This window comes from Actinokineospora enzanensis DSM 44649 (assembly GCF_000374445.1).
In the GTDB taxonomy this organism is placed as follows: domain Bacteria; phylum Actinomycetota; class Actinomycetes; order Mycobacteriales; family Pseudonocardiaceae; genus Actinokineospora; species Actinokineospora enzanensis.
In genome coordinates, this window is sequence record NZ_KB894408.1 from 1 (window position 1) to 26916 (window position 26916).

The window sequence follows — 26916 nt, forward strand, 5'->3', positions numbered from 1 at the left end:
GTGACGATGAACTCGGTCAGGACCTGGTAGACGGTGTCGATGGGGACCTCGGAGAACGGCGGGAGGCCGGTCTCCTCGGCACCACCGAAGTGGTAGGTGACCCAATCGGAATTGGTGCCGATGGTGGGCACCCAGGTGTTCCAGCCGACTTCCCAGGCCAGGGCGCCCCGGTCCTGATGCACGCCGAGGAGGAGGGAGGGCTGGGTCTCGGAGCCGATGTCGAGGGGGTCGGCCGTGATGGACCAGGACCAGGGGATGGTCACGTGGGAGGTGTAGAGGGCGCGCACCTCGGCCACGAGATCGCAACCCTCGGGAAGCGCTGCCAGCACGAGGAACCCACGATGCAGGACGGTGGTCACTTGGCCATTTCCGCATACCAGCCTTCGAAAGGGGCCGCTTCCTGCCAGTCCACCGAGATAGGGCGGGGCCGTGGCCGGGCGCCACAGTAGGTGAACCTGCGCCGCGATGCCTTCGCTTGTCGCCGCCGGAATGGGTGGACCGGCTCCGAGAGGCCACCTTCGGCCGCTCGTCACCGGGCCGGTCTCAGCGGCCGGGCCGGTCTCGGAAATCACGCGTCGGGCGGAATCGGCCGGAGGGCAGGGATCTGGCAGTGACGGGCGGCGGGGGGTGGCAGCCCGGGACCGCTCTTGGTGGGCGGGGCTGCACTTCTTCGGGCGGGCTCCGGGCTGGGCGGTGCTGTGCCGGGGCGACCGGGGTGGAGCGGGGGCTCGGCGGAGGCGGGCTCAGCGGTGTGGTCGGGTGGGCCGGGGCTGCTGGGCGGGGCAGGCGGTGGCGCTTTCGATCTCTTCCCGGGCTTGGCGGATGGGCGGGCCGCGCTCCCGCGTCTCCTGTCCCTCGCGCTCGCACAACCTCAACTCGCAACGAACGACACGCCCGGGAAAGTTCCGTATCCACAGCGCCTGATGGGGTGAATGCACGGCTACCGTCAGTGATCCTGGCGCGGGAATTGATCATGGGCGGCCGCCGGCCCCCCGAACCCATTCTGGTCGTGGGCACCGACAATCCCGGCGGGTGCGCGATCTTGCCTGTGGACAGCCTTCTTGGGGCGTGCGGAAACCAGTCCGCCGCCCAGGCCGTCGAGTGGCCGGGCGGCGGACTGGGTTCCCGTCACTTCCCCAGTATTCGGCGCAAAGCGCCCAAGATCAGTTCCACGCGGTCGGCGCGGGCATTGTGGCCCATGAGGCCGATGCGCCAGACCGAACTCGCGAACGCGCCCACGCCTGCGCCGATCTCGATTCCATAGTCGGCCAACAGAGCGGCGCGGGTCTTGGCGGAGTCGACCCCATCGGGCACACGGACAGTGGTGAGTTCCGGCAACCGATGGCCTTCGGCGGCGAACAGGCTCAACCCCAAGTCCGCCAAGCCCTCATGCAGCATGCGACCCGCCGCCTGGTGGCGAGCCCAGACCTCGTCCAGCCCCTCCTCCAGAATGCGCCCCAGGGCAGCATGCAGCGAAGCGATCATGCCGGTCGGCGCCGTGTGGTGATAGGTCCGCCCACCCGAGGAACCGTCCACATAGGCACCGATCAGGTTCAGATCCAGATACCACGTCGGCGGCCGCTGCACCCGTCGGTCCCAAGCGCGCGGCGACACCGTGAACGGGGCCAGCCCGGGCGCGACGCCGAGACACTTCTGGGTGCCGGAATAGGCCACATCCACATCCCACGCGTCGACATGGACCTCGATGCCTGCCAACGACGTCACGCAATCAGCCAGGACCAGCGCCCGTTCGTCGCGACGATGCACCGCGAGAGACAGCTCCCGCACATCGCTCAGCACCCCGGTCGACGTCTCCGCGTGCACGGCCGCGACCAGCGACGGCTCCGGATGTGCGTCCAGCATCCGCTCCACGTCGACCGGTGTGCCCCAGTCGTGGTCGACGCGGATGACCTCCCCGCCATAACGGGTGGCCACGTCCACCATGCGTTCACCGAACAGGCCGTTGACGCCGACCACCACGACATCCCCCGGGCGGACGAAGTTGGCGAACGCCGCCTCCATCCCGATGGATCCCGTGCCGGACAACGGGAGCGTGCGCGTGTTCTCCGTGTCCCACACCCGCCGCAGCCGTACGCACGTCTCGTCCAGGACGCGCAGGAACTCCGGGTCCAGGTGGCCCAGCAGGGGTGCCGCGACGGCGGCGGTGGCCTCCGGGTACGGGTTGGACGGTCCGGGGCCCAGCAGCACTCGCTCGACAATCGCCATGGGGAGAACTCTACGGACGGGGCGCGGGCTCCGCTTCGAGTTGTCCACAGGGCGCGGGTTCCGGCATTCCGCGCCACATGATGCTCACCGCGTACGGCACCAGGTCACGTCCGCGCCGCCACAGCCAGGGGATGCCCTTGATCACCAGCCACGCGAAGTGCGCGAGTGGTCCCGCGTTCAGCCCGCCCTGGCACTCCAGGCTCACCGGTGTCGGTACGACGCAACCGCGCGCGGCCAACAGTTCCGAGAAGCCGCGCGCCAGTAACCGGTGTCCCAGTTCGGATGGGTGCAACCGGTCCACGCTCCACGTGGTCACCTCGTACGCGCCCGGCAGTGTGTCCAGGTCCAGGCAGGGCGCTCCGGTGTCGGCCACCACCGCGTCGATCACCTGGTTCAGGCGGTCGATACGGGTGCGCAGCGCTCGGCGCAGGGAGGCGGGCATGCGGAACACGCGCGCGTGGTCGTGGTAGCGGGCGAGTAGTACCACGGTGCCCGCGTCGTTGAGGGTGTTCACGATGTGGGTCAGGTCGGCCCGCATGGTCACCGGGTCGAAGTCCGAGCGCAGGGTGTCGTTCATGCCCGCGATCAGCAGCGCGGCCTCGGGGCGGGCCGCGAGTGCGTCGGGCAGTTGGGTTCTGCGGACGTCGGCCAGTCGTGCGCCGGTGCCTGCGACGTTGTGGACGCGGGCGCCCAGTGCCGTACCCAGCAGTGGGCCGACGCCGCGCCAGCCGCCGGGGACCGGGTCGCCCAGTCCCACTGTGGTCGAGTCGCCGAGCACCGCGAGGGTGGCTGCGGTCCACCCGGCGCTCGGTGCCTGTTCGCGTTCGATCCCCACCGCGGTCACGGGTCAACCATGCGGCGCACGGGCTCACCGGCGGTGAGATCCCGGTGTCGTGGCGGGGTCGGACCGGCGAAGTCTTCGGATCTAGTCGAACGCCGGGTAGAGCGGCAGCGAACGCTCGCCGAACCGAGCCGTGAGCGCCGTGACAACGGCCTCCGCGTGCGCGCCGACCGCGGCCGCCCCGGGCACCGACCGGGCCCGTCGGGCCGCCGCGGCCAGGCCGGACCACCGGGCCACCAGCACGTCGGCCTGGTGCGGGCGGGCGACCGCGCCGCCGGAGCCGAGCTGGTCGACGTCCGGGACGGTGAGGAACTGCCAGGTGGTCAGCCACACCCAGAACAGCTGGGCGTCCAGCAGCCGGGGCAGCAGCACCGCGTCGTCGTCGAGGTCCGGCCACATGACCCGGACCTCGGCGCGCCAGGCGGCGAGCATGGCGTCGGTCATGCCGGGCGGCAGCGCGTAAGCGCACCAGCAGGAGGGGAACGGGACGGTCAGGTAGGCCGCGTCGAACATCATGTTCCGCACGCAGCCGCCCTCGAAGTCGAGGAAGCGCACGCCGCGGTTGGTGATGAGGTTGTTGTCCGGGCAGGAGTCGGACGGGCTGAACGCGCGGTGCCGGGCCGTGTCCAGCAGCGCCAACGTCTGTGCGGCCGCCGCGCGGGCCTCCTCCGGCGTGTCCACGCCGTACTCCGTCTGGAGTAACAGCGGCAGCGCGGCGATGGCGACGGGACCGTCGACGGTCAGCGGGTCCTTCGACCTGGGCGGGCTCAGCCTGCGCAGCAACGCGTCGAAGTCGGCCTCGCGGCCCGCGGTGGAGGCGTGCAGCTTGCCCAGCGACCGCGCCCAGGACAGCAGCGCGCCCTCGGCCACCCGGGCGTCGTCGCCGTGCAGCTTCTCGGCGAGGGTCGGCGCGCGGCCCAGATCCTCCATGACCAGCAGGCTTGTGCCGCTGTCGTGCGCGAACAGCTCCGGGCACATGCGGTCCTCGGCGGCGAGGGCGGTGAACAGCTGATAGCTGACCGCCTCGCGCACCCAGTTGTCGCGCGGGCCAGCGCCGGTGGGTCTGACGTAGCGCTTGACCGCGAGCGTGCGCGGTAGGGAGAACGGGCTGGCCGCGACCTTGACCCGGAGCACGATGGAGCGCTCGCTGCCCCCGAGGTCCTCGGGTTCGGCGAGTCGGATGCGCGCGCCGAAGCGCTTGCTGAGCACGGACTCGGCGGCCACGACGGTCGCCAACACCTCCGCGCTCGCGGGCTGTTCGGACTCGCCGGTGCCGTCCGCTTCGCCGGTGTCCGGCGGATCGGCGGCGATCTCCACACTCATCTCCTCTGACCCTACTCCCGATCGTAGGGGGCCGGACCCGGCCCAGTCAGCACTCTCGCCCGGAAAGACCGTAGCCGCCATGCCCGGCGGGTACGCGGACGTGGTCGACAAATCACGATGTCGGCCATGTTTCAGGTATAGGACCCACCGAAGGGTTCCCGCTCCGCGCGCGGGTCAACCCCGGAAATGGGCCCGAATTCCGTCACCGTCCGCGTCGAGCCGATCACCGCGTGGATATTCTGCCGCGAACCGCCGGGTCCGAAAACCTTTCTCGTTCCTCGGGATCGGGAGCGCTCCCGGCAATCTCGCGGACACACACGCGCACCGGGCGCGACACGTGTGCTCGTGTCGCGCCCGGTGTGTGTGTTGCGGAGAGGCTCAGCCCGCGGCCGGTGCGTCCTTGGCAGGCTTGAAGTCGACGCCCGCCTCCTTGCGCTGTTCGGCCGTGATCGGCGCGGGGGCGCTCGTCAGCGGGTCGAAACCGCCGCCGGTCTTGGGGAACGCGATGACCTCGCGGATCGAGGTCTCCCCCGCCAGCAGCATGACGATGCGGTCCCAGCCGAAGGCGATGCCGCCGTGCGGGGGCGGGCCGTAGGCGAACGCGTCGAGCAGGAAGCCGAACTTCTCCTGCGCCTCCTCCGCGCCGAGGCCCATCAGCGCGAACACCCTCTCCTGCACGTCCTTGCGGTGGATACGGATCGAGCCGCCGCCGATCTCGTTGCCGTTGCAGACCAGGTCGTAGGCGTAGGCCAGCGCGTTGCCCGGGTCCTCCTCCAGCCGGTCGACCCACTCCGGGGTCGGCGAGGTGAAGGCGTGGTGCAGGGCGGTCCACCGGCCGCCGCCGACGGCCACGTCACCGGCGCTCTGCGCGGCGGCGGCCTCCTCGAACATCGGGAAGTCGACGACCCAGACGAAGCCCCACGCGGACTCGTCGATGAGCCCGCAGCGGCGGCCGATCTCCAGCCGGGCCGCGCCGAGCAGGGCCCGCGCGTCGTCCGGCCTGCCCGCGGCGAAGAACACGCAGTCGCCCGGTTCGGCGCCCGCGGCCTTGGCCAGGCCGTCGCGCTCGGTCTCGGACAGGTTCTTGGCGACCGGGCCGCCGAGCGTGCCGTCCTCGCCGACCAGCACGTAGGCCAGGCCCTTGTGGCCGCGCTGCTTGGCGAACTCCTGCCAGGCGTCGAGCTGCTTGCGCGGCTGGCTCGCGCCGCCGGGCATCACGACCGCGCCGACGTACGGGGCCTGGAAGACCCGGAACGGGGTGTCGGCGAAGTACTCGGTCAGCTCGGTCAGCTCGACACCGAAGCGGGTGTCGGGCTTGTCGGAGCCGTAGCGGGACATGGCCTCGGCGTAGGGCAGCCGCGGGATGGGCAGCGGGATCTCGTGCCCGGCCAGGTCGCGCCAGAGCGCGGCCATGATCCGCTCGCCGAGCGCGATCACGTCGTCCTGCTCGACGAAGCTCAGCTCGATGTCGAGCTGGGTGAACTCGGGCTGGCGGTCGGCGCGGAAGTCCTCGTCCCGGTAGCAGCGGGCGATCTGGTAGTAGCGCTCCAGGCCGCCGACCATCAGCAGCTGCTTGAACAGCTGCGGCGACTGCGGCAGCGCGTACCAGGAACCCGGCCGCAGCCGCGCGGGCACGACGAAGTCGCGGGCGCCCTCGGGGGTGGAGCGGGTGAGCGTGGGGGTCTCGATCTCCAGGAACCGCTCGGCGTGCAGCACCTCGCGGGCGATCCGGTTGGCCTCGCTGCGCATCCGCATGGCCGCCGCGGGCGCGGTGCGGCGCAGATCGAGGTAACGGTGGCGGAGGCGGACCTCGTCGCCCACGGTCAGGTGGTCGTCGAGCGGGAACGGCAACGGAGCGGCTTCGCTCAGTACGTCCAATCCGGTGGCGAGTACCTCGATCGCCCCAGTAGGGATGTCGGGGTTGTCGTTCCCAGTCGGGCGGGTAGCGACTTCGCCGACGACCTTCACACAGAACTCCGCGCGCAGCCGGTGCGCGCGCTCGGCCATCTCGCCCTCGCGGAACACGACCTGGGATACCCCGGACCCGTCGCGCAGGTCGATGAAGATCACACCGCCGTGATCGCGCCTGCGCGCGACCCACCCGGTGAGGGTGACGGTCTGCCCGGCGTGCTCGGCGCGGAGGGTCCCGGCCTCGTGCGTGCGGATCACGGCTCGCGTTCTCCTGTCCAGATCATGGGATAGTGCGTGGGATCGGGAACTTTCCTGCCCACGCCGTGTCGGCAAGGCTAACCAACCGCGAGGGGTCGCCGCCCGGCAGGTTTGCGCCGCCCCCCGACCTGGTGAGACGTGTGTGAACGACCGGGAAACAGGTGAACCCTTTGGCGGTGGATCATGGACCGATCGGTCGCATAGCACCGGGTACGTTCAGGCTATCCGGTGACAACAGGCAGCGAACCGGTTACCCATGAATTAACACTGAAGCTTCCCAGCGGGGCCCCCCGGACGTAATGTGACCGTCAGGGCGTAAGGGGTAACCCAGGGAGTGAACATGGGTAGCGGTATCACCCGCGAGCCAGTTCGTGAGCTTCACCAGAACGGGAGTGTTCGCCATGCGTTGACCGCCGAGCAGCCGGAGACGCTCGCGGCCGACGCGTTCCCCACCGCGCTGAGGTCCGCGATCCAGGCGAGTGGACTGAGCCTGGACCGCATCCAGTACCGGCTTCGCGCCCGCGGGGTCTCGATCAGCGTCACCGCGTTGAGCTACTGGCAGTCCGGCCGCCGCAGGCCGGAGCGGGCGGAGTCGTTGGCCGCCCTCGGCCACCTGGAGGACGTCCTCGGGGTGCCCACCGGCTCGTTGATCGCCCTGCTCGGCCCGCCGCGGCCGCGCGGGCGGGTCAACCGGGAGTCCACCCGGCTGACCATGGAGGCGTTGTGGGGCAACAGCGAGCCCGTCTCGCACCTGCTCAAGCGCATCGACTTCACCACCGACGCCGCGCTGACCAAGCTCAGCCAGCACGACAAGATGGAGATCGCCGTCGACCGCGGCGAGAAGGCCCTCAACATCCGCCAGGTATTCCGCGCCGAACGCGATGGGGCCGACCGCACGCTGATGGTCTACGACCTGGAGGTGCCCGGCAGACCGTTCCCCGAGATCGTCGCGGGCGACACCTGCCGGATCGGCCGGGTCGCCCAGGACCCCGCGGCGGGCCTGGTGGCCGCGGAGATCCTGCTTGACCAGCCGTTGAGCCGGGGCGAGACGACGATCGTCGACTACGTCCTGCGCCACCCGGGACCCCCGTACTCGCGCGGTGACGACAGTTACTGCCGCAAGTTCCCCGGGCCGGTGCGCGAGTTCGTGCTGGAGCTCCGGTTCGACCCGCGGGCGCTGCCCGCGTACCTGGAGCAGTACACGGTCGACATGGACGACCAGGTGACGAACCGGCGCAAGCTGGACGTCACGTTGGACGGCAAGGCGCACGCGGTGGCCCTGGACTTCGGTCCCGGGATCCTCTGCGCGCGATGGGAGTGGCCGGACTAGTAGTACAGTCCTCCTCCCGCACGACCTATCGGTCACGGTTCAGGGTGCAAGACAGCCGCGCCGACGCGCCGCGGTGCTGATCCCGTCCCAGGGACGGCACCGGGCGCGGCGGTCGGGCTGACAACAGAACACCGGTGGTGTGCCCGGCGGGCAAACCGCGCCGGACCGGAAACGGTCCGGGCTCGGCAGGCGATACCACCAGCAGCGGCGACACCGCCCCGATCGGTGCCGTGTGGTTGCCCTGTCACGGTTTCTCACCGTCCAGTTCGGACACGAGACCGGCGACCGGGCCGATCACGGTGACCGCCGGGGGCCGGATGCCCGCCGCGGCGACATCGGCGGCCACATCGTCCAAAGTGGACCGCACGACACGCTGCGCGCGCGTGGTGCCCTCCTGGACCACGGCAACCGGGGTCGTCCCCTCCCGCCCACCCGCGATCAACGCGGCGGTGAAGGCGGACAGCTTGTCCACGCCCATCATCAGCACGATCGTGCCGCGCAGCCGGGCCAGCGCCGACCAGTCGGTCAGCGAGGCCGGGTCGTCCGGCGCGACGTGCCCGGACACCACCACGACCTCGTGCGCCACGCCGCGGTGCGTCACCGGCACGTCGGCGGCGGCGGGCACGGACAGCGCGGAGGTCACGCCCGGTACCACGGTGACCGGGACACCGGCCTGCGCGCAGGCGATCAGCTCCTCGAAGCCGCGGCCGAAGACATACGGGTCGCCGCCCTTGAGCCGCACCACGAACCGGCCCGCGCGCGCGTGCGTGATCAGCGCGTCGTTGATGGCGTCCTGGGTGGCGGCGCGGCCGTAGGGGATCTTGGCGGCGTCGATCACGGTCACGTTCGGGGCCAGCTCGTCGAGCAGGTCGCGCGGGCCGAGCCGGTCGGCCACCACGACGTCGGCGCGGGCCAGCAACCGCCTGCCCCGCACGGTGATCAGCTCCGGGTCGCCCGGACCGCCGCCGACCAGCGCGACGCCCGCGGGCGCGGGCTCCCGGTCGGCGATCCGGCCCTCGCGCAGCGCGTCGAGCAGGCCGTCGCGCGCGGCGGCGGAGCGCTGGTGTTCGCCGCCCGCGAGGACGCCGACCAGCAGGCCGTCGTGCTCGCCGGTCGCGGGGGTGACCGCGCTGCCCTCGCTGCCCGCGTCCGCGCGCACGCAGAACACACGGTTGTCCTCGGCCTCCGCGGCGACCTCGATGTTGACGCCCTGGTCGGAGGTGCAGCACAGCACGTACCAGGCGTCGGTCAGGTCGCCGGTCGCGTAGGGGCGCCGGTGCCAGGCGATCTCGCCCGCGTCGGCCATGGCCTGCACCGAGGGGGTCACCTCGGGCGAGACCACCTCGATCGCCGCGCCGGACCGCACGAGCCGGGGCAACCGCCGCTGTGCCACGGTGCCGCCGCCGACGACCACGACGCGTTTGCCCGCGAGGTCCAGTCCGACCAGGTAGTGCTGCTCCATGCCGGACAGCATGCCCGGTCGCCCCGGCGATCCCCGCGCGCGCCGCCCGAGAGTGTGACCGAGGTGGCACATGGTCACTCGCAGAGGGACAGGTCGGCGGCCACGTCCAGGTGTTTGTCGCGGTTCTGACTGGACTTGAGGAAGGTGTCGAACGCGGCGCCCGCGCCGTCCGGACCCGGGTCGCCGAGGAAGGCGTTCACGTCGGCGGCCAGCTCCCGGCAGGCGTCGTCGTGCCCCTCGGCCATGCCGATGCCGTACTTCTCCTGGTTGATCACGTGCCCCTCGCCGGACCACATCACCGGGGAGACGTCGCCGCCCTTGCCCTTCGCGTAGGCGCGCAGGATGGTCTCGTCGGTGACCACGCCGACCACCGAGTTGTCGCCCGCCAGGCCGAACCGGTCGAAGCAGTCGGTGTTGGTGGGCAGCCGCACCGGGTTGGCGGAACCCAGGTAGGTCTCGGCGGTGGTGCCCTGCGCGACGCAGATGTGGTCGCCGGGGATGCCGGTGCCGGGGGTGACGGCGCGGCGTTTGGTCTCGTCGAACATGATGCCGGACTGGTCGGCGAAGTAGGGCCCGGCGAAGTCCAGCACGTCCGTGCGCTTGCGGTCGGGCTGGGTGGAGCTGGCACCGTCGATCGAGTAGGCCGCGACGATGAGCTTGACGCGCCTGCTCACCAGGTAGGGCTCGCGGTCCTTGGCGTCGACCGGCACCCAGACGGGGGTGAAGTGGTACTTCTTCTGCAGGTAGCGGACGAGGGCGAGGTCGAAACCGTCGGGCTGGTCGCCGTAGCCCCAGCCGGGGAACTTGGTGCTGACGCCGATGGGCACCTCGCCGGAGAGGAACTCGGCGGCGGCGCTCCCGCCGGTGCGCGTGGCGACGGGGTTGCGCCCTTCCAACATCCGCCCGGGGGGCTGGTCGGGGGCGGTGGCCGCGGGATCGTCCCCGGACGCCATGCGCACGACGAGGAACACGCCCGCCACCAGCAGGACGGCCACGGCGACCGTCAACACCCGCGTTCTCACAGCCCCACGCAACGACAACCCCCTGGGTCGACCCGTCGATCATGCGCTGTACGGCACATCTGAAGATCGACCTGCGCGGCGGCCCGTTATGGCCCGTTACCGAACCGCGACCGGGCGTCACCCGTGCGCGCAGAAAGTGCCGGAATGGTCACGCGCTGATAGCTTGCCCGCCGAACTGTGAGGAGAAGCGGATGGCGAGCGAGCACGTCGATGTGCTGGTCGTGGGGGCCGGGCTGGCCGGGATCGGGTCGGCGTGCCAGGTGCGCGAGCGGATGCCCGGGTCGAGCGTGGCCATCCTGGAGGCGCGCGGCGCGATCGGCGGCACCTGGGACGTGCACCGCTACCCCGGCGTGCGGTCCGACTCGGACATGTACACGCTCGGCTACAGCTTCCGCCCGTGGTCGCGGCCGGAGGTGATCGCGGAGGGGGCCGCGATCCGGGAGTACATCCTCGACACCGCCCGGGAACGCGGTGTGGACGGGCTCGTGCGGTTCCACCACCGGGTCGTCGCGGCCGCGTGGGACTCCGCCACGACGAGGTGGACGGTCACGATCGAACACGGCGCCGACACGGTCACCATGACGTGCGGGTTCCTCTTCTCCTGCGCCGGGATCTTCCAGACCGAGCGGGGACACACACCCGACTTCCCCGGTATGGAGCGGTTCGCGGGTGAGATCGTGCACCCGCAGCAGTGGCCGGAAAGCCTTGACTGGACGGGTAAGCGTGTCGCGGTCGTGGGCAGTGGGGCCACCGCGGTGACGTTGGTGCCCGCGCTCGCCGAGAAGGCCGCGCACGTGACCATGGTGCAGCGCTCCCCCGGTTACGTGGTCGCTGTCGGTTCGCGTGACCCGATCGCCGATCTACTGCGGAAAGTGCTGCCCGGCCGGGTCGCGTATCCGGTGCTGCGGTGGAAGAACGCCTTGTTCGCGTTGAGTTTCTTCCGGCTGGCGCGCAGACGACCCGAGCTGGTGCGGCGGATCATCCGATGGGGGGTTCGGCGGCAGCTGCCCGCGGGCTACCCGGTGGACAAGCACTTCAAGCCCGCCTACGACCCGTGGACGCAGCGGGTGTGCTTCGCCGCGGACGGGGATCTGTTCCGGGCGTTGCGGTCCGGGCGCGCGTCCGTGGTGACCGACCACATCGACACGTTCACCGAGCGCGGTCTGGCCATGGCATCCGGCGAGCACGTGGACGCCGACCTCGTGGTGACCGCGACCGGCCCGTCCGTGGTCCCGTTCGGCGGCATAGCGCTGACCGTCGACGGCGCGCGCGTCGACTACGCGGACACGGTGACCTACAAGGGAATGATGCTCAGCGGTGTACCCAACCTGGCCATCGGCATCGGATACACCAACGCCTCGTGGACGCTCAAGATCGACCTGACCGCGCGGTACGTGTGCAGGCTGTTGGCGCACATGCGCGACCGCGGCCTGCGCCAGGTGACGCCGCTGGCGCCGGGGCCGGAGGTGCCGCTCGCGCCGTTCGTCGACTTCGGCTCGACCTACGTGCGGCGCGGCATCGCGTCGATGCCCCGACAGGGCGCGGTCACGCCGTGGCGGCTGCCGCAGAACTATGCCCGGGACGTGGCGCTGCTCGGCCGCGGTCCGGTGGACGACGCGGGCGTGCGGTTCCGCTGAGCCTCGGCCGGGTTCCGGTTCGGGTCAGCCCGCCCGCCGCCACAGGCCCTCGATGCCCTCGGCGCGGGCGCGGTGGTCGAAGTACAGCAGCGCGGGCACGATCGCGGTGACCGGCGTGGACACCGTGGAGACCAGCACGTCGGCGAGCATCTCGCCCGCCACGCTGCCACCGCTGAGGCCGGTGGTCACCAGGTCGACCAGGATGCCAAGCAACCCCATCAGCACGCCGAAGAACAGCACGATCCCGAACACCCGCCACCAGCCGACCACCCGGACCAGCTGGTGGGACCGGCGCAGCGCGGCGAACGGGCCCGCGTCCTCCATCACCACCACCGACGACGAGAAGACGAACGCCACCGCCAGGAACAGGATGACCACCACGAGCGGCAGCGCGAGCACCGAGCTCGACACCAGCGCGGGCAGTAGCATCAGCGTGGTCCCCAGCCCGAGGGTGCCGATCAGCACCGTGGTGACCAGGATGTTGGCCAGCAGCCGCCAGAACGACGGCCACGCCAGCCGCATCGCCTCGCGCGGCCCGGTCGTGTGCCCGAACACCGCGCGCGGCACGACGACGTTCACCACACCGATCAGCAGCACCCCGAGCAGCGCGGTGATGAACGTGTTGAGCACGCCGTCGAGCAGGTACGGCGCCACCAGGCCCCAGGTGGCGCTCTCGGACGAGAGCGTGATCAGGGTCTCCGGCGGCACGCGTTCGATCAGCGAGACGATCGACCGGTAGCCGAGCGTGGCGAGGACGGCGGTGGCGAAGGACAGCCCGAGCAGCGAACCCGGGTGCAGCCGCAGCACGCGGACAGTGCCCGACAGGATGTCGCCCAGCTTCAGCGGTCGCAGCGGGACGATGCCCAGCTGCAGGGCGCCGGTGTCGTCACGCGGCGGCGGCATGGGGGTCATCTCTGGTCTGTCGGGCTGTTCAGTCATTACCTTGGTCCCCAGATCGGCGGCGACGGCGTATCCGCACCGAACCGGAGATTACAGGTAGCCGGAGACGAAGTTCAGCGCCTCGGGGATGGCCCGCTTGAAGTAGCGGTCGTCATGCCCGCCGGGGGCGAACGTGGCCTGCTTGGCGTTCAGCCTGGTGGCCAGCTGGCGGGACAGGTCGATGTAGGGCCGGTCGTCGGTGCCGCACCAGACGCCCACCGGCATGTTCGCCACCTCCACGGTGTGGCGTAACGGTTCCGAGCTCTCCCACTGGGCGCGGTCCTTGAACATCCGCGACTTCGACGCCTCCTCCCAGTCGGCGAACAGCGTCGGGCTGATCGCGGCCACCGCCTGGTAGGAGGACGACCGGGCCTCGATGATCGCCGCCGCGCCGCCCTCGCCGTAGCCGAGCACGGCGAACGGGGTGGGCGGCAGGTCGTTGTAGGTCAGCCAGCCGGGCAGGTCCTCGGCGAGCATCCGGTGCGGGTCGTCGTCCTTGCTGCCGACCCAGTTGCCGCCCTCGACCGCGACCACCACGAACGGCTTGGCACCCTGCCGGAACAGGGTGTTCATCGCGTCCGGCAGGCCGAGGTCGAGGAAGCTCTTGGCCCCGCCGAGGCCGCCGTGCAGCGCGAGCGCCACCGGCAGCGGACCGGTCGGCGCCCCCTCCGGCCGCACGATCACGATGTCCACCGCCCGGTAGCGGCCCGGGGACAGGTTGCGCCCGGTGATCACCGGGGCGTTCGCGGAGGTGGCGTCGTCCTCCGTCCGCGCGATGTTGTTCGTGCCGGGCGACTCGGCCTGTTGTTGGCAGCCCGCCAGCAGTCCGGCGCCCAGTCCCGCGCCGACGGCCAGCAGGGAGCGCCGGGAGAGCCGTCGAGCGGTTCGCGCAGTGTTCACATGTACTCCGCATCGTCACGGACCCCTCGCGAGATCATATTGGTCTAGTGGCACTGCGTGGGCGGATATGCCGAATCCGTCGCGGTGGGAGCGCTCCCGATTCCCACTCTAGATCAACTACGGGTGTAGACGCCGCGTGCAATCTCACCGTGCATCTTCCCGATTTCCAGATGCGCCAAGGTTCGCGCCGTGGACCCGCCGATGGACAGTGGTCCAGTGCGGTCGAACCGCATCGTGGCCGGACAAGACGGTGTACGGGGATGTGAAAGGTATACCAGTTCTACCTCCGCGCACCCCAGACGAGGAAGGTGGACCCGGCTGGACCGACCCCGGTCGCCTCGCCCGGAAGATCCACGAGGGGAGCCGCCGACAACTGGCAACCGTCGACCGCGTAACCGGCGTCGCGCAGCGCGGCCCGGATGCGGCCGAGACGATCGGCCTCGGGCACCAGCACCACGATCCGCTCGGCACCGACGCCCGCGCACGCCCGGACCACCTCCGGGTGGGCGGCGCCGACGAAGACCGCGTGCGGGCGGGGTAACACGGGGATCGCGGTGAGCGGGTCGCCGTCGACCAGCCGGACGTCGACCCCGTGCGCGCCCGCGTTGGCCACGATCCGCACGCACAGGCCGGAATCCCGTTCGACCGCGACCACGGCGGCGCCGAGCCGGGCCGCCTCGATGCCGATCGCGCCGGAGCCCGCGCACACATCCCAGAGCAGTGTGCCCGCGCGCGGGGCGAGCCGCGCCAACGCCAACGCGCGCACCTCGGGCGCGATCCCGACACCCGCGCGCGTGGCGAACGCGCTCTCGTCCAACGCCCAACCGTCCGGCGGTGGCGCGGCCGGGCCGCCCGCGAGCCAGTGGTCGGTGCCTGCGGCGTCGAGGGATACCAGGCACATCACCAGGTTCGGCTCGCGCCAGGTCCGGCGTTCCGCTTCGGTGACATCCACTATGGACAGTCGTTCGTCCGGGGTGCGCAGCCCTTCGAGCACGGCGAGGTTGCGGCGCCAGCCCGACAGCTCGCGGGCCAGCTCGGCGGGACCGGCACCGGGCGCGGTCAGCACGGCCACCGCGCGCCGCGCCCGGCACACGTTGACCGCGTGGCGGAACTCCCGGCCCCGCGCGTCGACCACGGCGATGTCGTCCCACGGGCGGCGGAGCATGGCCGCCATCCGTTGCACATCGGACACCGCGGGCCGGACGGCGACCGGTAACCCCTTGGCCCGCAGGGCACGCAGCACGCCGAAGTGGCCGGGGTCGCCGTGCACCAGCACGACGACCTCCTCGCCCGCCGCCACCGCGGCGGCTATGTCGTCCATTGTGGACTCGATCGCGCCGGTCGCGGTGCGCGCCCCGGCGGGCGCGTGCCCGGCCACCAACTCGGGCGCGCCGACGACCAGGGCGACCTCGCCCAGGTCGGGCGGCACCGCCCGGTCGTCTCGGATGTCGACACCCACCACCGTCACCGTCATGGCCGTATTCGACCACGGCCCGGCCGAATCCCGGGAGGGTTTGTCCACAGGCTCCGAGTTGTCCACAACCCCCCGAATCCATCCACAGGCCAGCCGGGCGGGATGCCCGCCTTCCGCCGCGTCGTAACCATGGCGGGTATCCCGGAATGCCGTCCCAGCGTCAAGCAAGGGGGAAGTTTCAATGCGCAAGCGTCTATCGGCGGCCGCGCTGGCCGCCGCGGCGGCCATCACCGTGCCCGGCACCGCCGACGCGGCCACACCGCAGTACCGGCTCGTGCTCGGCGCCGCGTCGACCTCGGAGTACCTCGGGATCGACGCGCGCGGGGACATCTTCGGCATCGGCGTGCAGGCCTCTGCCCAGGGACGTCTGGAGGGGATCGTGGTCAAGGCGGGCACGACCACGCCCGTGTTCCTGGGCACGCCAGGCGACCAGACCAACCAGCACTCGCACAACAGACCGCGGGCCATCAACAACCAGGGCGTGGTGGTCGGGAACTACCAGAAGGTGATCGTCTTCCCGGGCGGGGAGGCGGAGATCCCGCGCCCGACCAGCTGGCCGGGCCCCGACAACACCGGGACCGATATCGGCGTCAACCCCACCGGGGACGCGGACGCGTTCGCCATCAACAACCTCGGACAGATCGTCGGCACCCAGGCCGGTTCCACGGTCACGCCGTGGAGTCGCCAGGGCACGACGGTCACCACCCTGCCGTCGTTCCCCGGCGCCGACGTCACCGAGGCACTCGCCGTCAACGACAACGGCCTGATCGTCGGCGACGCCGTCCAGGCGGGTCGCGGACCGACCTCGGCCGTGCAGTGGGTCAACGGGACGATCAGCTCGCTCGGCGGTCTCGGCGGCACGTTCGCCGAGGCGCTGGCGGTCAACAACGCCGGTCAGGTGGTCGGCTCGGCCTGCCTTCCCGGTGACCCGATCAACTTCGCGCACGCCGTGCGCTTCGCCGACGGCACCGCGATCGACCTGAACGTGCCGGGCGCGGGCAAGGGCGCTGCTTCCGCCCACGCGATCAACTCCAGCGGCGTGATCGTCGGCGAGGACGGCATCGACCCCGACCTCGTCTCCAGCGGCAACGGCTTCGTCTACCGAGACGGCCGCGCCACCGAACTCAACACCCTCATCGCGCCGACCCGGAACGTGCGCCTGGCGAGCGCCAACGGCATCAATGACGCGGGCATCATCGTCGGCATCGCGGTCGTCACGGCGGCCGATGGGACACAGGACTCCGTGGGTTATGAGTTAGTGCCCATCCCACCCAGGTAACCCTCGACCACCCGCGTCCGGACCGATCAACCCGGTCCGGACGCGGTGCCAGGGCGACGATCCGGGATCCACGGGCCCGACTTCACGAGCACGGAGCGTGGGCACGATCTGCGTAGGCGCGCAAGGGTCGCGCGCAACGGTCGGCGTTGGGCAGACGCGGTTCCCGGCGCTGTCCAAGGCCCGCTGTGCCCGCGGCCCACGGGCGCGGGTCAACCGTTGCCGCAAGCGTTTGCCAGGAGTGCTGTCAGGGCTTCTTGGTGGTGCGGCGAGGCGTCGCGCGGGTCGTGCGGGCCTGCTGCTTCTTGGCGGTTGTCGCGCGCTTGGCGGGAGGTTTGGGCTCAGCAGCGGGAGCGGGAGTGGGCGGTTCCTCTTCGTCCACGGCCGGTTCGGCTGTCGCGACCGTCGATCCGTTGGCGCGCCACGAACCCTCTGTCCGCGATGAGCGCCAGCTGCGGGAAGTCCACCGGCGCTCGGAGTCGCGGGCGACATAGCCCGCACGCGGTTTGGCCTCGCGCAAGGCGTCGCCGATGAGGAAGAGGGTGTGTTGCCAGAGGTTGGCGCGTTTGACCTCCGACACCAGCTCGCCGACGGTCGTGCGCAGCAGGGTCTCGTCCGGCCTGCTCACCTTGTACGCGACCACCACCGGCACCTCGCCGTCCAGCCCGGCGGCGGTCAGCGACTCGACCAGTTCCGCCGCGCGGGCGGCCGGGGCCTGGACGGCGATGGTGCGGCCGTCGGCGGCGAGGTCGCGGACGCGGTCGAAGTCGGACTCGGTCAGGACGAAGGTGTCGGCGCCGCCGAGCTCGATCACGGCGTTGCCGGTGGCCGCGGCGGCCGCGGACACCGGGGAGACGCCGGGGACCACCTCGACGTCCAGGCCGAGTTTGGCGCAGAGTTCGCGTTGTTCGCGCAGTTCCGGTGTCAGGGCCGGGTCACCGGCGACCAGGCGGACGGCGCGGTGGCGGCGGCTGGCGAGGCGGCGGTACAGCTCGGCCAGGTCGTCGGCGGCGAGGCGGTCGAGGTCGACGAGGTCGGCGTCGGCGCGGGTGTGCTCGCGCAGCCAGGCCACGTCGACCACCGAGGGGGTGTACAGCACGAGGTCCGCGTCGGCGATCCGGCTCGCCCCGCGCAGGGTGACGAGATCGGCCGCACCCGGTCCAGCTCCCACGAAACTCACGGCGCCACGCATGGCACGACCGTATCGCCCGGGTCGTCGTCGATCGGGACCTGGGGCGGTGTCAGACTCGTCGCCGTGAACCCCGACGCACCCATCCCCGCCGACCAGGTGTTCGACTGGCTGGACGGGCACGCGGAGGACCGGCGCCGGGCGGGGCTGACCCGGCAGCTGCGGCCGCGCGGCCACGACTCGGACCTGCTCGACCTGGCGGGCAACGACTACCTGGGCCTGGCCAGGGACAAGCGGGTGGGCGGCGCGGCGGCCGCGGCTGCGCTGCGCTGGGGTACCGGGGCCACCGGGTCGCGGCTGGTCACCGGCAGCACGGACCTGCACAGCGAGCTGGAGTTCGAGCTGGCCCGGTTCTGCGGCACGCAGGCGGCGCTGGTGTTCTCCTCCGGGTTCGCCGCGAACCTGGGCGCGGTCACCGCGCTGTCGGGCAAGAACTGCTCGATCGTGACCGACGCCTACATCCACGCCTCGCTGATCGACGGCTGCAGGCTCGCCCGTGCCGAGGTCGCCGTCGTCGGCCACCGCGACCCGGTCGCCGCGGGCCGCGCGCTGGCGACCCGGCGCACCGAGCGGGCCGTGTTCGTCACCGACTCGGTGTTCAGTGTGGACGGTGACCTGGCGCCGCTGCCCGAGCTGGCGGCGGTGTGCAGGCAGAACGGGGCCGCGCTGCTGGTGGACGACGCGCACGGCCTTGGCGTGCTCGGCCCCGGCGGCCGCGGCGCGGTGGCGGCGGCGGGGCTGTCCGGCGACCCGGACGTGGTCACCACGCTGACGCTGTCGAAGGCCCTTGGCGCCCAGGGCGGCGCGGTGCTGGGGCCGCGCCGCGTGATCAAGCACCTGGTGGAGAACGCGCGCAGCTTCATCTTCGACACCGGTCTGGCCCCGGCCAGCGCGGCGGCGGCGCTGGCCGCGTTGACCATCCTCAAGGAGGAGCCGGAGCGCGCCGGGCGGGTGCTGGAGGTGTCGGTCGAGCTGAGCACGCGGCTGCGCGCGGCCGGGCTGTCGGTGACCGAGCCGGAGGCCGCCGTGATCGCGGTCCGCGCGCCGTCCCCGGAGGCCGCGCTGGCCTGGTCGAACGACTGCCGGGAGGCGGGCGTGTGGGTCGGCTGCTTCCGGCCGCCGTCGGTGCCGGACTCGGTGTCCCGGCTCCGGCTGACCGCGCGCGCGGACCTGACCGCGGGCGAGATCGACAAGGCGGTGGACGTGATCAGCCGATGCGCGCCCGACGGGGCTCGGCGGGCCGCCGCATCGTGATGTGCGGGACGCCGTCGTCGAGGTACTCGGGTCCCTCGGCGACGTAGCCGAAGCGGGTGTACCAGTCCGCGACCCGGGACTGGGCGGCCAGCGCGCTGCGGTCCGGTCCGATCAGGGCGAGCGCGGCGCGCATCAGCTCCGCGCCCAGACCGAGCCCGCGCGCGGACTCGGCCGTGCAGACGCGACCGACCCGGCGTTCGGTGCCCGGCGGGCCCAGCACGCGCAGGCAGGCGAGCGGGGTGTCGGCGGGCTGCCACCAGAGGTGGTGTGTGTCGGCGCGCAGGTCCCGACCGTCGATGTCCTGGTAGACGCATTCCTGCTCGACCACGAAGACCGCCGAGCGCAGCCGGAGGATCGCGTGCAGGTCGGCGGCGGACAGGTCGGGGCCCGCGACGGAACGAAGGGTCACGAGGCCCTGGGTATCACAGGTGCGCGGAGATGAGGTCGGCGTAGGCGGCGACGCGCGTGTAGACGCCGGGCTTGCCCGGCTCGGCGCAGCCCTGCCCCCACGAGGAGATGCCGACCAGCCTGCCGTCCACGATCAGCGGCCCGCCGGAGTCGCCCTGGCAGGTGTCGACCCCGCCCTGCGGCAGGCCCGCGCAGACCATGGCGCGCTCGTTGAACTTGTCGTAGTCGCCCGCGCAGTCGTGGTCGGAGACCAGCGGCACCTGGGCGCCGCGCAGGTAGCGGGAGGCGCCGCCTGCCTCGGTCGTGCGGCCCCAGCCGAGGATGGTGGCGTCGGTCTCGGAGCCGTAGACGACGCGGTCGGCGGCGATCGGCATCGTCCGGTAGGGCAGGCGCTGGGCCAAGGTCAGCACAGCCACGTCGTCACCGAGGGTCACGTCCCGGTAGTCGGGGTGGATCCACACGTCCCGGACCCTGGCGACCACGCCCGCGTCGCCCTGCTTGTCCTCGCGGCCCGCCACCACCCGGATCCAGTCGGGCGCGAACGCCTCGCCGCAGTGTGCCGCGGTGACGACCTTGTCCGGGGCGACCAGGGTGCCGCCGCAGTACTGGAAACCGTCGGCGGTGGCCAGGTAGACGATGTACGGGTGGTCGGCGATGGCGACCCGGTCGCCGCCGATGATCTGCTCGCCCGCGTCGGCCTTGAAGAACTGGCCGATCAGCGCCGCGATGACCGCCACCAGGGCCAGGGTGCCGAGCACCCGGCGCGCGAGTCGCCCCATGGTCGTTTTCTCTCCCTACCGAATGTCGCCGGATCCGGGGGCACACGCTAGGTCAAATCGAGCCGGAACGGTTACTCTGCGCTGTCGCTCGAACGGGTGGAATACCGGGATCGGGCATGCTGTGGCCGTGCACCGCCTCCTCGTCGGCCTCGTCCTGCTGTTCGCGCTCGCCGCGTGCGTGACCCCGGAGCAGCAACACGCGACCCAGGCACCCGGTACGACCACCACCACCCGGCACACCGTCTCGCCCACGACCGCCACGACGCTTACCACTTCTCCTACGATCACGACCACGTCCTCGTCCCCGACGGCCACCACTCCCCCACCCGCGAAACCGGCGTGGGTCGTGGGCGCCAAGCCGCTGCCGTTGGGGCCGGACGGGTTCGGGCAGGTCCTGCCGACGCCCCCGGAGCTGGTGAACCGGTCCCTGCCGACGAAGGACCTGCTGCCACCGCCCGCCGACGGCCGCTACGCCGCGACCGTCACGCCGGTGCCCGCGGATGTGCTCCGGCGCAGCACGTGGCAGCCCGGATGTCCGGTGAAGCAGACGGACCTGCGATACCTGACCATGTCATTCTGGGGGTTCGACGGGCGGCCGCACACCGGCGAGATGATCGTCAACGCGCGCGTCGCCGAGAACGTGACCACGGTGTTCCGCGACATGTACGCGGCGCGGTTCCCGCTGGAGGAGATGCGGGTGACGGCGCTGCCCGAGCTGAGCCTGGCGCCGACCGGGGACGGCAACAACACCACGGCCTTCGTGTGCAGGCCGACGCGCGGCGCGACGACGTGGTCGGCGCACGCGTACGGGCTGGCGGTGGACGTGAACCCGTTCTGTAACCCGTACCGCAAGGGCAAGCTCGTCCTGCCCGAGCTGGCTTCGTCCTATGTGGACAGAGCGGACCGGCGGCCCGGGATGGTGTTCCCCGGCGACGTGGTGATCGGCGGCTTCGGTCGGATCGGGTGGACCTGGGGCGGCACCTGGGACTCGCCGAAAGACCTGCAGCATTTCAGCGCGACCGGACAATGATCGGGAATCCGATTCGCGTTCCGGTCGAATTCGACCGTCCCCAGTGCTCACTTCGTGGCGAATTCACTTGCCGTGCGGTAATTGTTGATGACTTCCGCCCCGACCGCGGACGCCGCCGCGGTGAGATCCTCTTGCCGCGTGGGTGAAGGCTGGTCCGAGCGTGCTTCGGCGACCGATCCGTCCAGGTCGCGGGAGGTGTAACGCTGCGCACAGACCAGGCGACCCTGAACAAGGATCGCGTGCGTGCGGCCTTTCCCCTGCGGTGGCGGGAAAACACCACCACCGACCGGGAAAGGCCCACATCCCAGCCCCACGCGACGATTACCCGCTGCGATCGGACAGCTTTCCCCTGATCAGGAGGATTCGGTGGTGACGAGCACGCAGACGGAACCCAAGACCGGCCGGGTCTGGCTCTTCCTGGCCGTCTGGCTCCTCGGCTTCGCGGTCGGCTTCCCCTACCCGGCCCCGACCTGGTCCACCGCGGCCGTGGCGGCACTGTTCGCCACCGCCGCGGCGACCCTGATGGTCGTGGCCGCCACCGCGATCGGTTGGTGGCAGCACCGCCCCCGCAGGAGCCGCGAGGACAACCCGACCTGAGCCCACCCGCGCCCGACCCGGGCGCACCGACGACGACCCAGGCCGAGCCGGGGCGGGGAGCACATGCCCGCCCCGGCTCCGACATGTTCACCGTGTCCGTCGTGGGCGGGGCGCCGTAGCCGTTGACCCGATCGGCGGAGTACGGACCGCTCCCCGGTATCGGGCGGACGTCCATCCGCTCTTGCAAGGGCATGACGACGCTTACCGCGATCCGCGTGGGCAGGCACGACACCTACGACCGGATCGTCCTCGACTTCGCCGGAAAGGTGCCCCAGGTCGCGCACGAGTTCACCGACGAGCTCATCTCCGACCCCAGCGGCGACGTCGAGTGGCTCACCGGCGCCGAGTTCGTCCAGCTCACCCTCCAGCCCGCCACCGCCCACGACAACGCGGGCAACCAGACCTACCCGGGACCGCGCAAGTTCCGCACCCGGGAGCTGGCCAACGTGCAGGCGGTCGTGGTGGACGGCGACTTCGAGGGGGTGCTCAGCGTGGGGATCGGCATGCGCGTGAAGACCTCGGTGGCCGTGTTCGACCTGTCCGCGCCGAGCAGGCTGGTGGTCGACGTCGCCCACGCCTAGTGCGCGTAGGTGGGGGTGACGATCGCGCGGGCGAGGGTGTGGAAGGCCAGGTTGAAGCCGACGACGGCCGGGCTGACGTCGGCGTTGATGTCGAGGTGCTCGACGTCCACGGCGTGCACGACGAAGTAGTACCGGTGGTCGTGGTCGCCCTGCGGCGGCGCGGCACCGCCGTACGCGCGGGGGCCGTAGTCGCTGCGCACGTGGTAGGCGGCGCCGGGCAGCGAGTCGTCGTCCGCGCCCGCGCCCGCGGGCAGGTCGGTGACATCGGCGGGGATGTCGACGGCGACCCAGTGCCAGAACCCGCTCGGGGTCGGCGCGTCCGGGTCGAAGCAGGTGACCACGTAGCTCCTGGTGCCCTCCGGCGCGCCGGACCAAGCCAGCGCCGGGGAGGTGTTCCGCCCGCCCGCCGAGTCGTGCACGTACTCCGGGTCGAGGCGCTCGCCGTCGCGCACGTCGGGCGAGGTGACGGTGAAGGTGCCGACCCTCGGCAGCAGCTCGTACGGGTCCGGGGCGACCGGGCGGTCCAGGCTCATGACGGCTCCAACAGGGGTGCGCTGATCTTCCGGGTCGACCCTAGTCCGCGGCCCTGTGGACGGAAATCCGAACCGGACCTGGGTCTGTGCCACTCTGGGAGTCGACAGCATCTGGGAGGAAGCCGAAGTGACAGAGAACAACGACGTGTCCCGGTCGATCAGCCGGGTCCGGTTCCCGGGGATCAGCCCGCGGGCCTACGAGCACCCCGCCGACCGCGGCGCCATGGCCACCCTGCGCGCGGCGCCCGGGGTGGCCGAGGTGCTCAAGGCCGTCAACGGCCTGTTCACCGAGCGCGGGGAGCGGTTACTCGCGCTGGCCTCGGCGATCCGGGTCGGCGAGAAGCAGTACCCGAGGATCGACCGGCTGCGGCTGGAGTCCGCCGAGGTGCTCGACCTGGACACCGCGCCCACCGTGTTCGTCCAGCGCGACCCGCGGCCGTACTCCATGACGGTCGGCATCGACGAGCCGTTCGTCCTGCTGACGACCGGCCTGGTCGAGGCGCTGGACACGGAGAGCCTGCGGTTCATCATCGGCCACGAGCTCGGTCACGTGCTCTCCGAACACGCCGTCCTGCGCACGCTGCTGCTGCGCCTGATCGACGTGCAGAACACGATCGCGTTCATCCCGGCGGGTGCCCTCGCCCTGCGCGCGGCCATCGCCGCGCTGCGCGAGTGGTTCCGCAAGGCCGAGCTGACCGCCGACCGCGCGGGCCTGCTGTGCGGCCAGGACCCGGCCGCCGCGCTGCGCTACCACGTGTACATGGCGGGCGGCACCGACCTGACCCAGATCGACATCCCGTCGTTTCTGCAGCAGGCGAAGGAGTACGAGGAGATCGACGACATTCGCGACAGCATCCACAAGCTGCGCACCGTCCCCGGCCTCAACAACCCCTTCGCCGTCGTCCGCGCCGCCCAGCTCCAGCGCTGGGCCGCCTCCGAGGAGTACCGCGCCATCCTCGCGGGCGACTACGCCCGCCGCGCCGACGACACCCCGACCAGCTCCCTGACCGACGACATCCGCTCGGCGGCCAAGTCCTACAAGGACACCTTCACCACCTCGACCGACCCCCTGGTCAAGGTCCTCAACGACGTCGGTGGCGCACTGTCCGACGCCGCGGGCAAGGTCTTCACCCGACGCGGTGCCGGGGACTCCCGTCCGGAGGAGAACGACTCCGGCGAGTAGCCGTCGATGTATCGGGTGGCTCTGTCGCGCCGTGTGGGTCACTTCGGGAATGCGGGCGTGGCGGGTTGGGGTTGGATGGGGCTGTGGCCCATTACGATCTGGTGATCATCGGAACCGGCTCCGGGAACTCCCTCCTCGACCCGCGCTTCGCGAAATGGCGGGTGGCGGTCGTCGAGCGGGGGGTGTTCGGGGGGACATGTCTGAACGTCGGCTGCATCCCCACCAAGATGTTCGTGCACGCGGCCGATGTCGCCGCCGTGCCCGCGCATTCGGCGCGGCTCGGGGTCGATGAGACGCTCGATCGGGTGCGGTGGCGGGATATCCGGGACCGGGTGTTCGGCCGGATCGATCCCATCGCGGCCGGTGGCGCCAAGTACCGGGCCGAGCACCCGGACAACGCCAACGTCACCGTCTACGCCGGGAACGCGCGGTTCACCGGTGAGCGGCGGCTGGAGATCACCCCGAACGACGGGTCCGCCGTCGAGACCGTCACCGCCGATCGGATCGTGCTCGCGGCAGGCGGCAGGCCGGTGATCCCGGATGTGCCCGGTCTGGCCGAGGTCGGCTACCACACCAGCGACACCGTGATGCGGATCGACGATCTCCCCCGGCGCATGGTGATTCTCGGCGGCGGGTTCATCTCCGCCGAGTTCGCGCACGTCTTCTCCGCGTTGGGGGTGGAGGTCACCGTGATCAGCCGGTCCGGGGCGTTGTTGCGCGCCGAGGACCGGGACGTCAGTCTGCGGTTCACCCAGCTCGCTCAGGAGCGTTGGGATGTCCGGCTCGACCGCAAGATCCTCCGGGCCGAGCGGGTCGACGACGCGATCCGGCTGCACCTGGAAGGACCGGACGGCGCCGAGACCGTCGACACCGACCTGCTGCTCGTGGCGACCGGGCGCGTCCCGAACGCCGATCAGCTCGATGTCGCGGCGGGTGGGATCGAGATCGGGCCCACCGGGCACGTCGTCGCGGACGAGTTCCAGCGGACGAGTGCGGGGAACGTGTGGGCGTTGGGCGATATCTCGTCGCCGTTCGAGCTCAAGCATGTCGCGAACCACGAGGCGCGGGTGGTTCAGCACAACCTGCTGAACCCGGACGATCCCATCAGGTCCGACCACCGTTTCGTGCCGCACGCGGTGTTCACGTCCCCGCAGATCGCGAGTGTCGGCATCACCGAGCAGGAGGCCGAGGCGCGTGGGATCCCGTGGGTGGCGGCGACGGAGGCGTTCGCCGGGATCGCCTATGGCTGGGCGATGGAGGACACGACCGGGTTCGCCAAGATCCTCGCCGACCCGGACACCGGGCTGATCCTGGGCGCGCACATCATCGGTCCGCAGGCGCCGACGCTGTTGCAGCCGATCATCCAGGCCATGAGCTTCGGGCTGGACGCGCGGTCGATGGCGCGCGGGCAGTACTGGATCCACCCGGGCATGCCGGAGGTCGTGGAGAACGCGCTGCTCAACCTTCCGCTGGACGCACGGTCCTAGCGCGTCCGGCCGCGTAGCCGAAGAAGACCTGCGCGGTGATCACCACGAGCACGAACACCAGTGAGGCCGTCCAGCCGCCGGTCGCGCCGCGCAGCAGGCCGAACAGGAGTGGTCCCAGGGCGCTGATCAGGTAGCCGATGCCCTGGGCCATGGCCGACAGCGCGGCCGTGTCCTCGGGCGTGTCGGCGCGCAGCGCGATCACCATGATCGCCAAGGGGAACACGCCCATGCCGAAGCCGATCAGCAGTGTCCACGCCGGCGGCGCGGCGGCCGGTGCGAGCAGCACGCCGAGAAAACCCGCGCCGCCGAGCGCGGTCATCACGGCGATCACCAGGGACTGGTCGCGCAGCCGGGCGACCAGCGGGGGCAGCAGCAGGCCGACCGGGACGCCGAACAGGCTGGTGATCGCCAGGTAGACGCCTGCCGTGGCGCGGTCGACGCCCGCGCTGACGAAGACCTCGGGCAGCCAGCCCATCACCACGTACGCGACGAGGGCCTGGAGGGCGAAGAACATCGTCACCGTCCACGCCAGGCGATCGCGCAGCAGCGAGCGGTGGCGCATCGGCGGCGCGGACGTCGTCGCGGCGCTGTGTCGGGCGCCGACGCTCCATGCGACCAGGGCGGCGGCGGCGAGCAACGCCCAGGAGCCGAGGGCGAGCCGCCAGCCGCCGAGCGCGTCGGACAGCGGGGCGGTGACGGCGGCGCCGAGTCCGCCGCCCGCCGCGAGGACGGCGGCGTAGAGACCGGTGACGAGGCCGAGCTTGTTCGGGAAGGATTGCTTGACAACGACCGGGATCAGCACATTGCCGACCGCAATTCCCGCGCAGGCGATCAGCGTGCCGCCGAGGATGACCACCGGCCCGGCCAGCACGCGCAGGATCAGTCCGCCGGTGAGCAGCGCCAGTGCCACGCCGACCGCGCGCGCCAGACCGTAGCGCCTGCTCAGCACGGGCGCGCACACGCCTGCCAGGCCGAAGCAGAGCACCGGCACGGTGGTCAGCAGGCTGGCCAGGGTGTGGGTCGCGCCGACGGACGCAAGCAGCTCGTCGAGCACGGATGCGAGACTGGTCACCGCCGGGCGCAGGTTCGCGGCCGCGAGGAGTACCCCGACCAGCAGCGACGAGGTGCCGATCAGGGCAGTGGTTCGGGCACTGTTTCCGGTCGGGTGCGCCGAGAGTGGCCCACCGGACCCGGTCGACGTGGCAATCTTGACGTTCCTGGCGTTCGGCGCCATGAGAACGAGTATGGCAAACGTAGGATGTTTGGCGGAAAGGAT

Annotated in this window: 24 protein-coding genes; 9 read left to right on the forward strand and 15 right to left on the reverse strand. The window is 71.4% G+C overall.

Translation table 11 applies throughout. The features are described from left to right. The 5 genes from C503_RS38810 to aspS form a co-directional block, all read right to left on the reverse strand. Nucleotides 1-359, reverse strand: a 359-nt coding sequence (locus tag C503_RS38810; RefSeq protein ID WP_033400451.1) for an Imm1 family immunity protein, incomplete at its 3' end; no start/stop codon positions are given. Between the two features lie 769 nt (nt 360-1128). After that, complete coding sequence (locus tag C503_RS0109555; RefSeq protein ID WP_018681973.1) at nt 1129-2226, reverse strand: pyridoxal-phosphate-dependent aminotransferase family protein; 1098 nt, start codon at nt 2224-2226, stop codon at nt 1129-1131. 10 nt (nt 2227-2236) lie between these two features. After that, on the reverse strand, nt 2237-3070 hold the full coding sequence (locus C503_RS0109560) for an SGNH/GDSL hydrolase family protein (RefSeq protein WP_018681974.1): 834 nt from the start codon (nt 3068-3070) through the stop codon (nt 2237-2239). 81 nt (nt 3071-3151) lie between these two features. Then, nucleotides 3152-4390, reverse strand: coding sequence for a hypothetical protein (locus tag C503_RS0109565; RefSeq protein ID WP_026316126.1), 1239 nt, complete (start codon nt 4388-4390; stop codon nt 3152-3154). A 378-nt stretch (nt 4391-4768) separates the two neighbouring features. After that, entirely contained in the window at nt 4769-6559 is a 1791-nt protein-coding gene (gene aspS / locus C503_RS0109570; RefSeq protein WP_018681976.1) for an aspartate--tRNA ligase, read from the reverse strand. A gap of 340 nt (nt 6560-6899) precedes the next feature. Between aspS and C503_RS0109575 the strand changes: the two genes are divergently transcribed. After that, nucleotides 6900-7889: a helix-turn-helix domain-containing protein gene (locus C503_RS0109575; protein WP_156893107.1), complete on the forward strand. Its 990-nt coding sequence runs from the start codon at nt 6900-6902 to the stop codon at nt 7887-7889. Nucleotides 7890-8133: 244 nt separating this feature from the next. Here the strand turns inward: C503_RS0109575 and cobA are convergent, their stop codons facing one another. Together cobA and C503_RS0109585 are read right to left on the reverse strand one after the other, a co-directional pair. After that, the gene (gene cobA, locus C503_RS0109580) at nt 8134-9363 is read right to left on the reverse strand and encodes a uroporphyrinogen-III C-methyltransferase (protein WP_018681978.1); all 1230 of its coding nucleotides are present in this window, start codon (nt 9361-9363) and stop codon (nt 8134-8136) included. A 62-nt stretch (nt 9364-9425) separates the two neighbouring features. Then, the gene (locus tag C503_RS0109585; RefSeq protein WP_156893108.1) at nt 9426-10373 is read right to left on the reverse strand and encodes a transporter substrate-binding domain-containing protein; all 948 of its coding nucleotides are present in this window, start codon (nt 10371-10373) and stop codon (nt 9426-9428) included. Nucleotides 10374-10564: 191 nt separating this feature from the next. Here C503_RS0109585 and C503_RS0109590 point away from each other — a divergent pair, with 191 nt between their 5' ends. Continuing rightward, complete coding sequence (locus C503_RS0109590; protein ID WP_018681980.1) at nt 10565-12010, forward strand: flavin-containing monooxygenase; 1446 nt, start codon at nt 10565-10567, stop codon at nt 12008-12010. A 24-nt stretch (nt 12011-12034) separates the two neighbouring features. On the opposite strand, the gene C503_RS0109595 is transcribed toward C503_RS0109590, so the two are convergent. The 3 genes from C503_RS0109595 to C503_RS0109605 all read right to left on the reverse strand — a co-directional run bounded on the left by C503_RS0109595 (nt 12035) and on the right by C503_RS0109605 (nt 15323). Next, a complete protein-coding gene (locus C503_RS0109595) occupies nt 12035-12922 on the reverse strand; it encodes a DUF7847 domain-containing protein (RefSeq protein WP_018681981.1) in 888 nt (295 codons plus the stop codon). A gap of 78 nt (nt 12923-13000) precedes the next feature. Continuing rightward, nucleotides 13001-13849: an alpha/beta hydrolase gene (locus C503_RS0109600; RefSeq protein WP_018681982.1), complete on the reverse strand. Its 849-nt coding sequence runs from the start codon at nt 13847-13849 to the stop codon at nt 13001-13003. Nucleotides 13850-14129: 280 nt separating this feature from the next. Next, on the reverse strand, nt 14130-15323 hold the full coding sequence (locus C503_RS0109605) for a bifunctional cobalt-precorrin-7 (C(5))-methyltransferase/cobalt-precorrin-6B (C(15))-methyltransferase (RefSeq protein ID WP_018681983.1): 1194 nt from the start codon (nt 15321-15323) through the stop codon (nt 14130-14132). Between the two features lie 181 nt (nt 15324-15504). On the opposite strand from C503_RS0109605, the gene C503_RS38815 reads away from it, so the two are divergent. Then, entirely contained in the window at nt 15505-16602 is a 1098-nt protein-coding gene (locus C503_RS38815) for a DUF3466 family protein (RefSeq protein ID WP_018681984.1), read from the forward strand. 244 nt (nt 16603-16846) lie between these two features. Here the strand turns inward: C503_RS38815 and C503_RS38820 are convergent, their stop codons facing one another. Continuing rightward, complete coding sequence (locus C503_RS38820; protein ID WP_084476955.1) at nt 16847-17791, reverse strand: cobalt-precorrin-4/precorrin-4 C(11)-methyltransferase; 945 nt, start codon at nt 17789-17791, stop codon at nt 16847-16849. Between the two features lie 63 nt (nt 17792-17854). Here C503_RS38820 and C503_RS0109620 point away from each other — a divergent pair, with 63 nt between their 5' ends. Next, nucleotides 17855-19042: an 8-amino-7-oxononanoate synthase gene (locus tag C503_RS0109620; protein WP_026316127.1), complete on the forward strand. Its 1188-nt coding sequence runs from the start codon at nt 17855-17857 to the stop codon at nt 19040-19042. Here C503_RS0109620 and C503_RS0109625 read toward each other — a convergent pair. Further along, nucleotides 18996-19451 (reverse strand): GNAT family N-acetyltransferase, encoded by a 456-nt coding sequence (locus tag C503_RS0109625; RefSeq protein WP_018681987.1) that lies wholly within the window; start codon nt 19449-19451, stop codon nt 18996-18998. The two genes, C503_RS0109620 and C503_RS0109625, sit on opposite strands and share 47 nt — an antisense overlap. A gap of 13 nt (nt 19452-19464) precedes the next feature. Then, nucleotides 19465-20229 (reverse strand): S1 family peptidase, encoded by a 765-nt coding sequence (locus tag C503_RS0109630; protein ID WP_018681988.1) that lies wholly within the window; start codon nt 20227-20229, stop codon nt 19465-19467. Nucleotides 20230-20356: 127 nt separating this feature from the next. Between C503_RS0109630 and C503_RS0109635 the strand changes: the two genes are divergently transcribed. The 3 genes from C503_RS0109635 (at nt 20357) to C503_RS0109645 (ending at nt 22437) form a co-directional block, all read left to right on the forward strand. Then, nucleotides 20357-21259, forward strand: a complete 903-nt coding sequence (locus C503_RS0109635; protein ID WP_342663374.1) for a M15 family metallopeptidase — start codon at nt 20357-20359, stop codon at nt 21257-21259. A 369-nt stretch (nt 21260-21628) separates the two neighbouring features. After that, nucleotides 21629-21856: a hypothetical protein gene (locus C503_RS0109640; RefSeq protein WP_018681990.1), complete on the forward strand. Its 228-nt coding sequence runs from the start codon at nt 21629-21631 to the stop codon at nt 21854-21856. Nucleotides 21857-22047: 191 nt separating this feature from the next. After that, nucleotides 22048-22437 carry an AMIN-like domain-containing (lipo)protein gene (locus tag C503_RS0109645; protein ID WP_018681991.1) on the forward strand — a complete coding sequence of 130 codons (390 nt, stop codon included), beginning with the start codon at nt 22048-22050 and terminating at the stop codon, nt 22435-22437. Here the strand turns inward: C503_RS0109645 and C503_RS0109650 are convergent. Then, nucleotides 22434-22970: a YbhB/YbcL family Raf kinase inhibitor-like protein gene (locus C503_RS0109650; protein ID WP_018681992.1), complete on the reverse strand. Its 537-nt coding sequence runs from the start codon at nt 22968-22970 to the stop codon at nt 22434-22436. The two genes, C503_RS0109645 and C503_RS0109650, sit on opposite strands and share 4 nt — an antisense overlap. A gap of 127 nt (nt 22971-23097) precedes the next feature. Between C503_RS0109650 and C503_RS0109655 the strand changes: the two genes are divergently transcribed. Further along, on the forward strand, nt 23098-24153 hold the full coding sequence (locus tag C503_RS0109655) for a M48 family metallopeptidase (protein ID WP_018681993.1): 1056 nt from the start codon (nt 23098-23100) through the stop codon (nt 24151-24153). Between the two features lie 83 nt (nt 24154-24236). Then, on the forward strand, nt 24237-25640 hold the full coding sequence (locus C503_RS0109660) for a mycothione reductase (RefSeq protein WP_018681994.1): 1404 nt from the start codon (nt 24237-24239) through the stop codon (nt 25638-25640). Here the strand turns inward: C503_RS0109660 and C503_RS0109665 are convergent. Continuing rightward, nucleotides 25612-26874, reverse strand: a complete 1263-nt coding sequence (locus C503_RS0109665) for an MFS transporter (RefSeq protein ID WP_018681995.1) — start codon at nt 26872-26874, stop codon at nt 25612-25614. The two genes, C503_RS0109660 and C503_RS0109665, sit on opposite strands and share 29 nt — an antisense overlap. Nucleotides 26875-26916: the final 42 nt, after the last annotated feature.